Annotated in this window: 15 protein-coding genes and 2 tRNA genes; 7 read left to right on the top strand and 10 right to left on the bottom strand. The window is 26.0% G+C overall.

Features of this window, described 5'->3' with window-relative positions:
* Positions 1 to 148: 148 nt before the first annotated feature.
* Entirely contained in the window at positions 149 to 1294 is a 1146-nt protein-coding gene (locus EPJ72_RS07400; RefSeq protein WP_147731551.1) for an ROK family protein, read from the bottom strand.
* Between the two features lie 166 nt (positions 1295 to 1460).
* On the opposite strand from EPJ72_RS07400, the gene EPJ72_RS07405 reads away from it, so the two are divergent.
* The gene (locus EPJ72_RS07405; RefSeq protein ID WP_147731552.1) at positions 1461 to 3011 is read left to right on the top strand and encodes a xylulokinase; all 1551 of its coding nucleotides are present in this window, start codon (positions 1461 to 1463) and stop codon (positions 3009 to 3011) included.
* A 37-nt stretch (positions 3012 to 3048) separates the two neighbouring features.
* On the opposite strand, the gene EPJ72_RS07410 is transcribed toward EPJ72_RS07405, so the two are convergent.
* The 3 genes from EPJ72_RS07410 to EPJ72_RS07420 all read right to left on the bottom strand — a co-directional run bounded on the left by EPJ72_RS07410 (position 3049) and on the right by EPJ72_RS07420 (position 3619).
* A complete protein-coding gene (locus EPJ72_RS07410) occupies positions 3049 to 3381 on the bottom strand; it encodes an ankyrin repeat domain-containing protein (protein WP_147731553.1) in 333 nt (110 codons plus the stop codon).
* 62 nt (positions 3382 to 3443) lie between these two features.
* Positions 3444 to 3517, bottom strand: a tRNA-Ala gene (locus tag EPJ72_RS07415).
* A gap of 28 nt (positions 3518 to 3545) precedes the next feature.
* A tRNA-Ile gene (locus tag EPJ72_RS07420) sits at positions 3546 to 3619 on the bottom strand.
* A 169-nt stretch (positions 3620 to 3788) separates the two neighbouring features.
* On the opposite strand from EPJ72_RS07420, the gene EPJ72_RS07425 reads away from it, so the two are divergent.
* The 3 genes from EPJ72_RS07425 to EPJ72_RS07435 are packed head-to-tail and all read left to right on the top strand — an operon-like array spanning position 3789 to position 7127.
* Positions 3789 to 4724, top strand: a complete 936-nt coding sequence (locus EPJ72_RS07425; RefSeq protein ID WP_147731554.1) for a DDE-type integrase/transposase/recombinase — start codon at positions 3789 to 3791, stop codon at positions 4722 to 4724.
* Between the two features lie 57 nt (positions 4725 to 4781).
* Entirely contained in the window at positions 4782 to 5978 is a 1197-nt protein-coding gene (locus tag EPJ72_RS07430) for an aminotransferase-like domain-containing protein (protein WP_147731555.1), read from the top strand.
* 24 nt (positions 5979 to 6002) lie between these two features.
* Positions 6003 to 7127, top strand: a complete 1125-nt coding sequence (locus EPJ72_RS07435) for an aminopeptidase (protein WP_147731556.1) — start codon at positions 6003 to 6005, stop codon at positions 7125 to 7127.
* A 74-nt stretch (positions 7128 to 7201) separates the two neighbouring features.
* On the opposite strand, the gene EPJ72_RS07440 is transcribed toward EPJ72_RS07435, so the two are convergent.
* The 3 genes from EPJ72_RS07440 to EPJ72_RS07450 all read right to left on the bottom strand — a co-directional run bounded on the left by EPJ72_RS07440 (position 7202) and on the right by EPJ72_RS07450 (position 10527).
* Positions 7202 to 7771 (bottom strand): adenylate kinase, encoded by a 570-nt coding sequence (locus EPJ72_RS07440; protein ID WP_147731557.1) that lies wholly within the window; start codon positions 7769 to 7771, stop codon positions 7202 to 7204.
* 76 nt (positions 7772 to 7847) lie between these two features.
* On the bottom strand, positions 7848 to 9440 hold the full coding sequence (locus tag EPJ72_RS07445) for a hypothetical protein (RefSeq protein WP_147731558.1): 1593 nt from the start codon (positions 9438 to 9440) through the stop codon (positions 7848 to 7850).
* Between the two features lie 151 nt (positions 9441 to 9591).
* On the bottom strand, positions 9592 to 10527 hold the full coding sequence (locus EPJ72_RS07450; RefSeq protein WP_147731559.1) for a DDE-type integrase/transposase/recombinase: 936 nt from the start codon (positions 10525 to 10527) through the stop codon (positions 9592 to 9594).
* A gap of 151 nt (positions 10528 to 10678) precedes the next feature.
* Here EPJ72_RS07450 and EPJ72_RS07455 point away from each other — a divergent pair, with 151 nt between their 5' ends.
* On the top strand, positions 10679 to 11098 hold the full coding sequence (locus EPJ72_RS07455; protein ID WP_147731560.1) for a metal-dependent transcriptional regulator: 420 nt from the start codon (positions 10679 to 10681) through the stop codon (positions 11096 to 11098).
* Between the two features lie 191 nt (positions 11099 to 11289).
* Here EPJ72_RS07455 and lysA read toward each other — a convergent pair whose 3' ends face one another.
* Positions 11290 to 12528 (bottom strand): diaminopimelate decarboxylase, encoded by a 1239-nt coding sequence (gene lysA, locus EPJ72_RS07460; protein ID WP_147731561.1) that lies wholly within the window; start codon positions 12526 to 12528, stop codon positions 11290 to 11292.
* 169 nt (positions 12529 to 12697) lie between these two features.
* On the opposite strand from lysA, the gene EPJ72_RS07465 reads away from it, so the two are divergent.
* A complete protein-coding gene (locus tag EPJ72_RS07465; RefSeq protein ID WP_147731562.1) occupies positions 12698 to 13060 on the top strand; it encodes a hypothetical protein in 363 nt (120 codons plus the stop codon).
* Positions 13061 to 13081: 21 nt separating this feature from the next.
* Positions 13082 to 13876 (top strand): hypothetical protein, encoded by a 795-nt coding sequence (locus EPJ72_RS07470; protein ID WP_147731563.1) that lies wholly within the window; start codon positions 13082 to 13084, stop codon positions 13874 to 13876.
* A 6-nt stretch (positions 13877 to 13882) separates the two neighbouring features.
* Here the strand turns inward: EPJ72_RS07470 and EPJ72_RS07475 are convergent, their stop codons facing one another.
* Positions 13883 to 14305 carry a response regulator transcription factor gene (locus tag EPJ72_RS07475; protein ID WP_147731564.1) on the bottom strand — a complete coding sequence of 141 codons (423 nt, stop codon included), beginning with the start codon at positions 14303 to 14305 and terminating at the stop codon, positions 13883 to 13885.
* A gap of 102 nt (positions 14306 to 14407) precedes the next feature.
* On the bottom strand, positions 14408 to 14609 hold a 202-nt coding region (locus tag EPJ72_RS13045; RefSeq protein ID WP_158636870.1), incomplete at its 5' end, for an IS3 family transposase.

Raw genomic sequence — 14609 nt, forward strand, 5'->3', positions numbered from 1 at the left:
TCCAAATTTAAAAAGTATTTAGTAAAATGAATTTACTTAAATAATAAAAAAATATTAGATAATAAAATCATTTTACTAAATACTAGTTTAGTAAAAAATATTAATTTGTCAAGAAAAAATAGACTTTTTTAAGAAAAAAGAATTTTTTTTAAGAAAAAATATCTTTCTCATATAATAAATCAAAGAAATTTATAAGCCCTACACCAACTAATGATGATTTATCTCCAAATTTTGATTTAATAATCATAATATTAAATTTTGAATAAAAATTATTATTTTCAAATATTTCTTTTTGTATATAAGGATATATTCTACTCCAATAATCAGTTATTTTTCCGCTTAAAATAATTTTATTAGAATCATATATAGCAAGCAAACTTCTTATACCCCTCCCTAAAAATTTACAATATTCTTTTATAACTTTTTCTGCCTTTTTATCAGAACTTTCAAAAAGCTTATTAATATCATCAAAATCAAGTTTATGTTTTTTTATTATATTTTTAAGCCCATCATAAGAAGCATATCTCTCAAAACAACCCTTGTTGCCGCAAGTGCAAGGCTCTCCGTCCATAATTATAGTAAAATGTCCAATCTCTCCAGCAAGTCTATGAGTCCCTTTTAATAATTTGCCATCTACTATCTGACCTCCTCCTACTCCAAAATTCGATATAGATATGAGCATATAATTATTTTTATCTGCCTCTTTTGATAAAAAAAACTCACCTAATACAGCACTATTAGCTTCATTTTCTAAAATTATTTCTAAATTTAGCTCTTCTTCTAGATTGTTTATATTAATATTTTCTAGCCCTAAGTTAGTTGCATATAATATATTTTTTCTATCAAAACTAATATTACCAGGTATTGATATTCCTAACTTCTTTATATTAAATGCTTCTTTAAAATTTTCTCTATAATCTTTTACTACAAAACTTATAACATCAAAAAAATTATCATTATTGATGGTTTTATTATATTCTTTGTAATATGAATAGTTTCCAGACATATCAACTATAGCAATTTTTACTAAATTAAAATCTATATCTATTGCAAGAGTTTTTTTCTTATAAAGTGTAGTTTTCCAAATTTGAGCTTTTCTTCCTACAGTACCTACTGTAAAATCTTCTTTTGTAATAAAATCATTTTTAAACAAAATATCTAAAGATTCATTTACAGTAGGCTTAGTAAGATTTAAACTTTCGACTATATCTATACTTGTAAATTTTTCTTTTTTTATACATTCTCTTAAAATTTTTTTAAAATTTTTTTCTTTTGATAATAACTGATATTTCATAAAAACAACTTCAATAAATATTTAATTAAATAATATTTAATATCAAATTCAAATAAAAATCAAATTATTATATATAATCTCTTGATTTTTGAATATTATTTTCATATAATATTATATAAAGAATAATTAGTAAAATCAATTAATTAATACAATTTTAGGATTATATATGTATACTTTAGGAATAGATTTAAGCACACAAAGTTTAACTTTAAGTATTTTAAATTACAAAACTTTAAAAAATGAATTAAATATCTCCATAGCTTTTAATAAATTAGAAGAGATAAAATATTCAAAAATGAATAAAGATACGTTGCTAGTAGATTCTAATATAAATGGCAAAGCAGAACAAGATATTGATATTTTTTTAACTGCTTTGGATAAAGCATTATTACAACTTAAAGAAAAATGTAATGTAAAAGAAATCAAAGCAATTCAAATTTCTGCTCAACAGCATGGGCATGTTTATTTATCTGAGAATTATAAAAATAATTTAAATAAATTAAAAAGCAAAGAATATATAAATAAAAACTTAATAGAAATATTAAAAGATTCATATTCTTATGATTATGCACCAATATGGAGAACTTCATGCACACAGAAAGAAGCAGATGAACTTAGAAAAAGTATAGGCGGAAAAGAAAAAATGATTCAAATAACAGGCTCTGATTCTCCTCTTAGATTTACTGGGGCTGTTATAAAATATAATTTTGATAATAATTCAGAATTAGAAAATAATACATATAAAGTATTTTTGCTTAATACTTTTATTGCTTCTATTCTCACTGCTAAAGATAATATTAGCACAGATTTTGGAAATGCTTCAGGTATGAGTTTAATGGATTATACAAAAAAAGAGTGGGATGATAAACTTCTCAATACTGTATCAAATAATTTAAAAGAAAAATTGGGAAATATAGATAATCCCTCAGCATTAGCTGGAAATATAGCTGAATATTTTATAGAAAAATATGGTTTTAATAAAGATTGTTTAGTAGGCATAGGAAGCGGAGATAACCCTCAAACAAAAGTATTATACAAAGGTGATATATTATCATTAGGTACTAGCTTTGTATATATGCTCAATATTGATGAAAACACAAGAGATTTCTCTGGGGTATCTAATGCCATGTATGATGGTATAGGAAATCCATTTATGATATTTTGCCGTACTAATGGTGCTATGGTTTGGGACGAGATTATGAACTTATATAATAAAAATTATAAAGACATAACAGAATCATTATCAAAAAATATAGACAATTTACCTATTATGATATATCAAAAAGAAAATGAATCTGTGCCTATAAGCAAATCTTTTGATATAAAAAGATATTATGATAATCCTTCTTTTGATGATGATTATAAAGGAATTGTATTAAGTTCTCTAGGATTAGTGGCAGCATATTCCAAAAAGTTTTCTTCAGAAAAAAAAGCAACAGATTTATCAGTTACAGGAGGTCCTACTAAAGATAAAGAAATATTAAAAATAATTGCTAATATTTGGCAATGCCCTATAAAAATACTTCCTGCTGGAGGAGCTTCTCTTGGCTCTTCAATAAGTGCTATATTATTATTAAAAGAGAATATTTCTTTAGATGATGTTAGAGATTCATTAATAGACAACACTGTAATAGAGCCTGATTATAATTTGTCAAGTAAATATGATGATTATTTAAAATCTATGAATGAAAAGTTTAATGAAATAATTAAACAGTAATATTATAATAATCGCTAACTCTATAAAATAAAAAATATTACTCTAAAAGCTTAATTATGTTTTTATGATTTTTTTGTTTGGCATAAAATATGGCATCATTACCATCATTATTAACTATATATTTATCAGCATTTGCATTTAAAAGTAAAGCTACTACTTTTGTATGCCCTTCCATAGAGGCTAATATTAAAGCCGTATTTCCCGCCTCATCTTGAACATTTAGATTGATATTTTTTGCTATCAAATCTTCAACAATATCATCATCACCAAATATTGATGCATCTAAAAGCATCTCTTCATCTTGTGTAAGTGTATATGCCAAATTAAAAGAAAAGAATATAAACATTATTAAAAAAAGATATTTTCTCATAATAAGTCCTATATAAAAAAACGACTCTTAAAATCATTTTAAGAATCGTTTATTAAGAGATGTGGAGGTTATGGGGATCGAACCCACGACCTACTGCGTGCAAGGCAGTCGCTCTCCCAAACTGAGCTAAACCCCCGTGTATATTTTGAAAGAACCTGAGCGTGTGGGCCTGGGAGGAATTGAACCACCGACCTTTCGATTATCAGTCGAACGCTCTAGCCATCTGAGCTACAGGCCCTTTTTTTATCTTTAATATGCTATATAATATAACATATTAAAAAAAAATAGCAAGTTCTTTTTCTAAAATATTTGTTTAGGAGTGTGAGATATTGGACATTTTTTAGTATAAAAAAAGCAGTATCCTTGTTATAATATTTTGATATATAAAATAAATAAAGGATACTACTATGAAAAGAGATTATAGCACAGAATTTAAATTATTTATAGTGGATGAAGCATTAGAAACTAAAAATATTAAAAGATTTTTAAAGATGGAAAGAATAAATAAATCCACTTTTTATACTTGGCTTAAGAAATATAAAGACACTGGAACTGTCGCTAATTTTAGTACTAAGCCAAAAACTTCTCCAAATATCTTTAATAATCAAAAAGCTATTAATTTAATTATTGAACTCTATACTAAAGAATATCGAGGTAAGCATTATATTAAAGCATATTTGAACCGTGAAGGCATTAATATAGGTGTTACAGCTATAGAGAATGTACTAAAAAGAAATAATCTTTGGAGATACAAAATAAAAAAGAAAAAGAAGCGATATGATAAACGAAAATTTGTCTCTAAAATACAAAAAGAAGGCAAAATAGTTCAAATAGATACTAAATATATCAAATTAGGCAGAAAAAGAGTCTATCAGTTCACTGCTGTAGATTTAGCTACTCGTTATAGTTGGAGGCAAATCTATGAGGATAAAACACCTTATAGTGCTTTATCTTTCTTAAAATATGTCTTAAAAACTTCACCTTTTAAGATACAAGCTATACAGACCGATAATGGTATGGAATATACTTATCGCTGTATTAATACTCCTAAAATCAATATTTTTGATGAATACTGCTTGAAAAATAAATTAGAGAGAAGATATATTCCAGTAGCAACACCAAGATACAATGGCGTAGTAGAAAGAGTACACGGCATAGACGAAAGAGAATTTTATTCACGATTAAATAAAAATATCACAGTAGAATTATTGAGAGAAAAATTAAAAGAATATACACATTTTTATAACAATCAAAGATTGATTTCTTCGTTAGGTTATATTACAATCAAAGAAAGAATCAAAAATATTATAGCAAGTAAAAGTACAATATCTATGGCTCCATGACATTTTTCTAAAATATTTGCAAAAAAACTTATATAGTTATATTAAATGGAGAGATATATGAACTTTAAAATTTCTAAAATGATGGCTAAAAAAGACTTTCAAAAAGAGTTCTCTGATTTTATGTTAAAAGCTGTTTCTATTCCTAATGTTATTAGTTTTGCTGGAGGAATGCCTAACCCTATTTCGTTTCCAAATAAAGAATTAAAAAAAGCATACTCTTTTGTAATGGATAATCATTATAAAACAGCATTACAATATGCAAATACTCAAGGTTATATTGAATTAAGAAAAATAATAGCACAAAGATATAAAACTAAAGAAAATATTAATTTAGAAGCTGATGATATATTAATAATTAATGGAGCACAGCAAGGTTTTGATATAATATCTGCTGTTGTGTTAAATGATAATGATAATGTTATAGTGGAAACTCCTACTTTTTTGGCAGCAATTCAAACATTCAATTTATACAATGCTAAAATACATAGCGTAGAAATAAACGATGAAGGAATTAATTTAGATGAATTAAAAAACATACTAAAAAGATATAAATCAAAATTATTCTATACAATTCCAAACTTTCAAAACCCAACAGGTTTAACTTATAATAATTCAACAAGAAAAATAATAGCAGATATGATAAAAAAAACTAATACAATACTTATAGAAGATAATCCATACGGTGCTTTGAGATTTAAAGGAGAAAATCAAGAATCATTTTTTAACTTACTAAATGAACAAGTTATTTTGATGGGCTCTTTTTCAAAAACAATTTCACCTGGAATAAGAGTTGGCTGGATTGCCTCAAAAAATAAAGAGTTCATAAAAAAGGCTATAGAATACAAGCAAATACTTGATGTTCACACTAGTATGCCAGACCAAATGGCTATTGCTCAATATATAAATAATACTAACTTTGATAAACATATAGAAAAAATAAGAAAATTATATTATAAGCAGTGTAATGCTATGATAAATGCTATAGAAAAATATTTTCCAAAAGAAGTTAAATATACAAAACCAGAAGGGGGAATGTTTATATGGGTAGAGCTTCCAAAGAATATTAAATCTGTAGAATTAGCAAATGAAACTATAAAAAGAAATGTGGCAATATCTCCGGGTGACCCTTTTTATAATAAAAAAAGAAATGTAAGCACTTTTAGATTGAGTTATTCAAACTGTTCTGTAGAAAATATTGATAAGGGAATGAAGATAATAGGCGAAACTATAGATAAAATGCTTAAATCAAAATAAATTAATAATTAGGAGTAAATAAAAATGAAAGATATAAGAATAGAAAAATTAGCTTACAATTTAGTAAACTATTCATGCAGATTAAAAAAAGGAGAAAATGTTTTAATAAAGGTTTATGGGGAAGGAGAAGAGAGAAGTTTAGTAATGGCTATAATACAAGAAGTTTATAAAGTAGGTGCTAATCCTTTTGTATGGAATCATGACCCACAAATTATGAGAGAGTTATTAAAAAAATGTAATGATGAACAAATAAAGACTTGGGCAGAATCTGATTTAATGCTAATGAAAAAAATGGATGCATATATTGGTGTTTGGGGAGGCAATAATAATGCTGAAAACTCTTCAATTAAAGAAGAAAATTATAAAATATATGAGAAACTTTATTTAGATCCAGTACATATGCATCAAAGGGTAAAAAACACAAAATGGGTTGTATTAAACTACCCTACTTCCTCTATGGCTCAGCAGGCTTCTATGAGTACAGATGAGTTTGAAGATTTTTATTTTGAGGTTTGCAATTTAGATTATTCAAAGATGGATAAGGCTATGGATAATTTAGTTAATCTTATGAATAAAACTGACAAAGTAAAAATTGTAGGAGAAGGTACTAATTTAAAATTCTCTATAAAAGACATACCTGCAATAAAATGTGCTGGAATAATGAACATACCCGATGGTGAAGTATTTACCGCCCCTGTTAGAGATTCTGTTAATGGAGTTTTATCATATAATACTCCTTCATTATATAGTGATGGTTTCACTTACGAAAATATTAAATTAGAGTTCAAAAATGGAAAAATAGTAAATGCATCTGCAAATGATAATGAAAGAATAAATAAAATATTTGACACAGATGAAGGAGCTAGATATATAGGCGAGTTTGCTATTGGAGTTAATCCTTATATAACTAAACCTATGAAAGATACTTTGTTTGATGAAAAGATTATGGGAAGCTTCCATTTTACTCCTGGTGCTTGTTATGATGAAGCTCCTAATGGAAACAAATCTACTATACACTGGGATTTAGTTTGCATACAAACTAAAGAATATGGCGGAGGCGAGATGTATTTTGATAATGTATTAATTAGAAAAGATGGTGTATTTGTTATAGATGAACTTAAATGCCTAAACCCTGAAAACTTAATATAATTATTTAAATATACAAAAAAACAAGGGGCTTTAATCCCCTTGTTTAATTTAATAAGAAATAAAATTTTATTATTTTATTTCTTTATCTCATCAAGACCTTTTTTTATCTTTTTATAAATATCTTCAGGTGTTTCATTTTCAAGACTTTCAACATCTATTATATAAACCTTATCTTTATAATATTCTAATACAGGCTTACTTTGACTTTCAAAAACTTTTATTCTATTTTTTATAGTCTCTTCATTGTCATCAGAACGACCTCTATTTAAAAGCCTTTTTATTATAATATTTTCAGCAACATTAAGATTAATAATAGCATCAATTTTATAATTTAATTTTTCTAATAATTTATCTAACTCTTTAGCCTGCTCCATAGTTCTAGGATATCCGTCAAGCATAAATCCCTTTTTACAATCATCTTTTTTAAGCCTATCAAAAAGCATATCTATAACCAAACTGTCAGGCACTAATTCTCCCTTGTCCATATACATTTTAGCAGTCTTTCCAAGCTCAGTACCATTTGCTATATTCTCTCTAAACATATCTCCAGTAGAAATATGAGATATAGAATATTCTTTTTCTATTAACTCAGATTGAGTACCCTTACCAGAACCGGGTGCTCCTATAAAAATAATATTAATCATAGTCTCATCTCCTAAATTGATATCATTATAAATAGTATAGTCAATAATAATATATTGTCAAATAAATTATATAAAATTACCACCGATAAGTATATGCAATATTAGCTCCCCCATAACCTCCAGAAAAAGTAAGCTCTTCTACAGCAAAATTACTCTCATTAACCCAAAGCATATAATATATTCCTGCAGTTAAAGCAAAAACTCCAGTAGCAACCAACCCTCCTATATATATATTAAAAGCAGTATTATATGTAGTTAAATCAACAGGAGGTCTATTGGCAGCATTTTGATATTTATCATAATAATTAATCATCGTATAATCAAGTATTTCATTAGCATATATGTAAGTACCAATAGAAAAAATAGTACTAGCTATAGTAAGCCCTAAAAATATCTTTGTATTTCTTTCATAATTTTTAAATACCACATCTACCCAAGTAGGTTCATAAAAACGCTTCATGGTTGGAGTTAAATCTAAATAATTTGTGCTTTTCACTGTAAAAGTACCATAATAATCTATATAATTAGTATTAGTAATCTTTAGAGAATAGGTACCAAATCCAAAATCTTCATAAATAAAATCAGCAGGTTTTCTTTTTATTCCATTAATAACTACCGAACTTTCCTCTCCGCCCGGTATATTAATTTTTACTTTGGCAGTATTAGTCATTTCAATCATACTAAAATTAAGCATTATATCTTCATTTGTTTTTTCAAAAGAAAGCATAGTATCTATTGTTTCGTATAAATCTTTTTTAATTGTAAATCTATGGGCATTAGTAGTTAAAGTGGGCAAATATAAAGTATCTCCGCTCATTCCAATCAATGCATTATCAACATAAACGAATGCCCCCTCAGGCTCTACATCAATGGCAATAGTACCAGTCTTATCCACATAACTAATTCTATTTGCTATATCCAAAGCATAAATAGGAATCTGTTCATCTATTTTTGCCTCAGATACTTCTATACTATAAGTATTTATTTTTCTCTCTTTCACATACGCTATAGAAGTTATCACACTAATATTTGGTCTTTTATATTCAATGCTTCCAAATATAACAACATCAGCATCTCTTTTAAACACCTCTTTTTTTATATCATCTCCTGTATACTCATAAAAATATCCACCAAGCTCTATATTTTGTATAAAATCATTGGTATTTTTTACTATAACATTGCTTCCATTATAATTTATAATAACCTCTTCATCATTAAGTTGAAAATATTTAGTTTCTGGTGTTATAAGTGTAACATTGCTTCTTAATCCACCCCAATTAGTATAATAGTAATACTCATAATTTGTAACAATTGCAGTATTACTAGAAGATTCTGTTGCAGTGTAGGTAATATTTGTAAATTGAAAAACTTTTCTTTCATATGCTCTTTCAAAATCTACTGGGGTTAATTTTACATTGGTTGATGATTGAAGTCTTATAGTTTTATTATATTCTAATTGATTTGCTATTGCATCTGCTATTGCTAAAGTTAAATAGTTATAATTAGTATTACCGCTTAAATTTGTATATATAAATATTTCTATTTTTGCAGTATCTGATGCTGTATAATATGGTCGCACTTCTTCTACTGTAATAGGTCTGCCGCCAAAAGAATATAGCAGATTAGATATTATAAGAGTTAATATTATAATGTAGTAATTTCTATGCATAGGCAATTTAATATAATTTTATAAATATAATTTTATACTAAAAAACTTCTTTTATCAATATGTATAAACTATATAAAATATTATAACAATCAAAAATATATATTAATTATTATAAAAAATCTTTACAAGTCAATGAAAAATTATGTATTTGTCATGGAGCCATAGATATTGTACTTTTACTTGCTATAATATTTTTGATTCTTTCTTTGATTGTAATATAACCTAACGAAGAAATCAATCTTTGATTGTTATAAAAATGTGTATATTCTTTTAATTTTTCTCTCAATAATTCTACTGTGATATTTTTATTTAATCGTGAATAAAATTCTCTTTCGTCTATGCCGTGTACTCTTTCTACTACGCCATTGTATCTTGGTGTTGCTATAGGAATATATCTCCTCTCTAATTTATTTTTTAAGCAGTATTCATCAAAAATATTTATTTTAGGAGTATTAATACAGCGATAAGTATATTCTATACCATTGTCCGTTTGTATAGCCTGTATCTTAAAAGGTGAAGTTTTTAAGACATATTTTAAGAAAGATAAAGCACTAGAAGGTGTTTTATCTTCATAGATTTCTCTCCAACTATAACGAGTAGCTAAATCTACAGCAGTGAACTGATAGACTGTTTTTCTGCCTAATTTGATATATTTAGTGTCTATTTGAACTATTTTGCCTTCTTTTTGTATTTTAGAGACAAATTTACGCTTATCATATCGCTTCTTTTTCTTTTTTGTTTTATATCTCCAAAGATTATTTCTTTTTAGTACATTCTCTATAGCTGTAACACCTATCTTAATGCCTTTACGATTTAAATATGCTTTAATATAATGCTTACCTCGATATTCTTTAGTATAGAGTTCAATAATTAAATTAATAGCTTTTTGATTATTAAAGATATTTGGAGAAGTTTTTGGCTTAGTACTAAAATTAGCGACAGTTCCAGTGTCTTTATATTTTTTAAGCCAAGCATAAAAAGTAGATTTGGGTATTTCTTCTATCTTTAAAAATCTTTTAATATTTTTAGTTTCTAATGCTTCATCCACTATAAATAATTTAAATTCTGTGCTATAATCTTTTTTCATAGTAGTATCCTTTATTTATTTTCTATATCAAAATATTATAACAAGGATACTGCTTTTTTTATACTAAAAAATGTCCAATATCTCATACTCCTAAACAAAAAATTATGTATTTTATATTGACTTATATATTTTTTATATTAAAATCATTTATATGAAACAACAAGAAATAACACCAATATTAGAAAATTATCTAGAAACTATCTACAATTTGGAAGTAGAAAAAAAATTTAAAGAAGCTATTAGAATCACTGATATAGCTGATTTAGTAGGACGCTCAAAAGCGAGTGTTAATACTGCTATAAAAACATTATCTAAATTGGGACATATAAAACATGAACATTATGGCGATATAGAATTAACTGATTCTGGAAGAGCTATAGGAAAAGATATAGCTGAAAGGCATGCTATATTCTATTATTTCTTAACTAAAGTTTTAAATATAGAAGAAAAAATAGCAGACGAAGAAGCCTGTTTAATAGAACATGCTATGAGCAGAGATACAGTACATAAGTTTAAAGAGTTCCTCTGCGATTATTGTAAAAAAGAAAATATTTTAAATAAACAAAATTGATAATATGTAAATCAAATAAATGTTCTTAGTATTTTATAAATATTTTATTAGCAAAAAAGTTAAATATAATAATATACGTAAACTTTATAAAAATAAGCAATATTTAATTTATACTTGAATAAATATTAAATTAAAAAATTATTATTATTATTTAATTGTTTTAGATAAAAATATGATAATAAAAATGTAAATTATATTATTTCATCTTTTATCATATCTTCAAAACTTTGTCTTTTTCTTATGACATAATGTTTATCTTTATCTATCATAACCTGCGATATTAATGGACGGGAATTATAATTGCTTGCCATACTAAAGCCATAAGCCCCCGAATCAAGCAAAGCAACATAATCACCCTCTTTAAGAGTTTCGCATTCTCTATCATTTGCAAATACATCAGAACTTTCACATATAGGACCAACAAAATCATAATTTGAATATTTATCACTTTTTATTAAAGGCATTATCTCGTTATAAGCCTCATACATTGCAACTCTTACATAATCATTCATTCCGCCGTCTAATATAGCATACTTTCTGCTAAGTTCTTCTTTAATATATTCAACTCTCATTATTAAAGCAGCAGATTCAGCGACAAAATATCTTCCTGGCTCTGTGGTAACAATAAGATTCATCTCTTTAAGAAGTTTTATACTATCTTTTGTGAACTTATCAAAGTCAAAACCAGAATGTGCTCTATTATATCTAACTCCAAATCCTCCGCCTATATCTATGTTTGTTATATTAAAGCCTAAACTATTAACCTCTGCTATCAAATCTCTCATTACTAGTATTGCCTTATAAAAAGGTTCTGCATCTACCATTTGAGAGCCTATATGCATGGATAATGAATCTATTTCTATATTATCCAAAGCTTTTAACATATTAGCATTTTCTCTAATTGTCTTTATACTAATACCAAATTTATTTCCATTAATTCCTGTTGTAATTTTTTCATGCGTATGAGCATCTATGTTTGGATTCACTCTTATAGAGCATTTTACTCTTCTTTTTAATTCCTTTGCTATAGAGTTTATTCTTATAGCTTCTGGAATAGATTCTATATTAAAACGCTTTATATTTAATTCTATTGATTTTCTTATCTCTTCTTCTGTTTTAGCAACCCCAGAAAATACTATATTTTCGGCTTTTCCGCCTGCTTTTATATATTTTAAAGTCTCTCCAATAGATACTACATCTCCCCCAATTCCCTCTTCTATCATCATCTTTAATATAGATAAATTATTTTCTGCTTTAATAGCATAAACAATAGAATGATTCTCTATTTCAGAAAACACATTTTTTAAAAATCTAATCTTTTGTAAAATATCATTTTTTGAATATATATAAAAAGGAGTCTTATAAATATCTGTAATATTTCTAATCTCAATATCTTCACACATTAAAATATTATCTTTATAGTATATCATTTAATAAACTCCTATTTTTCTATTTAAAGTTAATGTATGATACTACATATAGAATAAAAGTCAACGATTTTATTATGCATTATATTTTTAACTTGCAATAAAATAAAAATTATATATATTTATTAATATAGGATAAATTTATGGCATAAGATACGGAGATTTATAAAAAATGCCTATAGCCCCTTTAGATTTACAAGTGCTTTATATGCAGCAATCGCATATAGGCAGGATGGAACATGTAAGAATGGCAGCCAAAACAATAGCCATGCAATCTGAAGACAAAGATATACATAGAGATTCATATATAAAAGATTCAACAGTTGTAAAATCTGAGAATGTTGCTGAAGATAATAAAATTAAAGAAAAAAAAGATGAGCAAAAAAATAAAGGCTATATGTCATATAGAAAGAAAAATAAAAAGAAATCCGTATTTAATCAAAATTATGATGATAGTCAAGGTAATAATATAGAAATAGAAGAAGTATCCCTTACTGAGCAGAGTAAAGGGCTAAAAATAGATATATTTGGATAAAAAATAGGATAACTCTTAAAAATGCAAATCTTAATTAGTATAATAATAAATGTTATAATATTAGCAGTTGTAATACCTTTGTTTTATATATATATAGTTTCGAGGGCTAGAGAAAGATTAGAGAAAGAGGTGATAAAAAAGGCAAGAGATGAAATTGAAGCATTGGTAAAAGAATTCAATAATATAGCATTAAGCAGAATATCATTATTAGAAGATGCTATAACTAGGGCTAGCAATTTAAACAAACAATTAATTGAAAAAGATCCTCAAATTAAAGAATTAAAAGAAAAAAAAGAAGCTAATTTGAATACAAATATAAAGATGAAATATGGAGACTCTCAAGCCGCTGAAAAAAACGTATTAGATATAAAGATAGAAGATAATAAAAATAGTGTTATTGAAGAGAGTATAGAACAAAATAAAGATAATAATATTTTAGATATTACAGATATTACAATAGAAAAAACGGAAAAAGAAGATAAACAATTTGAGGATAATTCTAAAAAAGAAGAAATAAAAACTAGCAGATATGATGAAATAAGAAAAATGAAAGAAAATAGTAAAAAAGAAGCCATAGAAAAATTAAGAAATCAATTAGACCTGACTATAAGAAATAATATAAACTTAAGCAGAAATAATAATAACTCAAAAGATATTATAAATGATTCTAATAACACCAACAACACTGATGAAAAGGCAAGACATGACAATATACTAAAACTGCATAAGGAAGGTCTTAGTAATAAGGAAATAGCAACACAATTAAAATGTTCATTAACCGAAGTTGATATTATAATAGAATTAAATAATAATTAAATACTATTATAAATAATCAAATCTTCCAAGTATTCTTGCCAAATGTGCAATTATTATCTGACGCTGAATTGGTTTTGCAATATAAGTGTCTACTTTTAGATTTACAAATTCCAAAAAAGTTTCTTTATTGGTATGTGAAGTAACAACAACTATTTTACCTTCATAGTTTAATGCTCTTATTCTTTTAAGTAAATCTAATCCATTCATCTGAGGCATTTCAAAGTCAAGCATTATAATATCAGGTTTTTCTGGTATTTCTCTTAAATATTTTAAAGCAGCCATAGCACTATCTGCTTCCATAACAACATTAAAATCTTCTGAAAGTAATATTTTTTTTTCAGCTATTCTTATAATACTAGAATCATCCACTAACATAACTTTATACTGTTTGCCGCTTTTACTATTAAAACCTAATGGAGCTGTAGCCATAATTAACTCTCCAAATATGTAAATAAATAATTTTTCAAATATAACGCATAGTATAGTATTACATTATTAATGTTTTGTCAATTATATATTTGATTTTTATTGTCATGGAGCCATAGATATTGTACTTTTACTTGCTATAATATTTTTGATTCTTTCTTTGATTGTAATATAACCTAGCGAAGAAATCAATCTTTGATTGTTATAAAAATGTGTATATTCTTTTAATTTTTCTCTCAATAATTCTACTGTGATATTTTTATTTAATCGTGAATAAAATTCTCTTTCGTCTATGCCGTGTACTCTT

This window comes from Brachyspira pilosicoli (assembly GCF_008016535.1).
Lineage (GTDB): Bacteria > Spirochaetota > Brachyspiria > Brachyspirales > Brachyspiraceae > Brachyspira > Brachyspira pilosicoli_A.

What these genes read in the sequence shown, in the direction of transcription:
- EPJ72_RS07400 (WP_147731551.1), bottom strand. Translation starts at nt 1,294, where the DNA reads ATGAAATATCAGTTATTATCAAAAGAAAAAAATTTTAAAAAAATTTTA.
- EPJ72_RS07405 (WP_147731552.1), top strand. Translation starts at nt 1,461, where the DNA reads ATGTATACTTTAGGAATAGATTTAAGCACACAAAGTTTAACTTTAAGT.
- EPJ72_RS07410 (WP_147731553.1), bottom strand. Translation starts at nt 3,381, where the DNA reads ATGAGAAAATATCTTTTTTTAATAATGTTTATATTCTTTTCTTTTAAT.
- EPJ72_RS07425 (WP_147731554.1), top strand. Translation starts at nt 3,789, where the DNA reads ATGAAAAGAGATTATAGCACAGAATTTAAATTATTTATAGTGGATGAA.
- EPJ72_RS07430 (WP_147731555.1), top strand. Translation starts at nt 4,782, where the DNA reads ATGAACTTTAAAATTTCTAAAATGATGGCTAAAAAAGACTTTCAAAAA.
- EPJ72_RS07435 (WP_147731556.1), top strand. Translation starts at nt 6,003, where the DNA reads ATGAAAGATATAAGAATAGAAAAATTAGCTTACAATTTAGTAAACTAT.
- EPJ72_RS07440 (WP_147731557.1), bottom strand. Translation starts at nt 7,771, where the DNA reads ATGATTAATATTATTTTTATAGGAGCACCCGGTTCTGGTAAGGGTACT.
- EPJ72_RS07445 (WP_147731558.1), bottom strand. Translation starts at nt 9,440, where the DNA reads ATGCATAGAAATTACTACATTATAATATTAACTCTTATAATATCTAAT.
- EPJ72_RS07450 (WP_147731559.1), bottom strand. Translation starts at nt 10,527, where the DNA reads ATGAAAAAAGATTATAGCACAGAATTTAAATTATTTATAGTGGATGAA.
- EPJ72_RS07455 (WP_147731560.1), top strand. Translation starts at nt 10,679, where the DNA reads ATGAAACAACAAGAAATAACACCAATATTAGAAAATTATCTAGAAACT.
- lysA (WP_147731561.1), bottom strand. Translation starts at nt 12,528, where the DNA reads ATGATATACTATAAAGATAATATTTTAATGTGTGAAGATATTGAGATT.
- EPJ72_RS07465 (WP_147731562.1), top strand. Translation starts at nt 12,698, where the DNA reads ATGCCTATAGCCCCTTTAGATTTACAAGTGCTTTATATGCAGCAATCG.
- EPJ72_RS07470 (WP_147731563.1), top strand. Translation starts at nt 13,082, where the DNA reads ATGCAAATCTTAATTAGTATAATAATAAATGTTATAATATTAGCAGTT.
- EPJ72_RS07475 (WP_147731564.1), bottom strand. Translation starts at nt 14,305, where the DNA reads ATGGCTACAGCTCCATTAGGTTTTAATAGTAAAAGCGGCAAACAGTAT.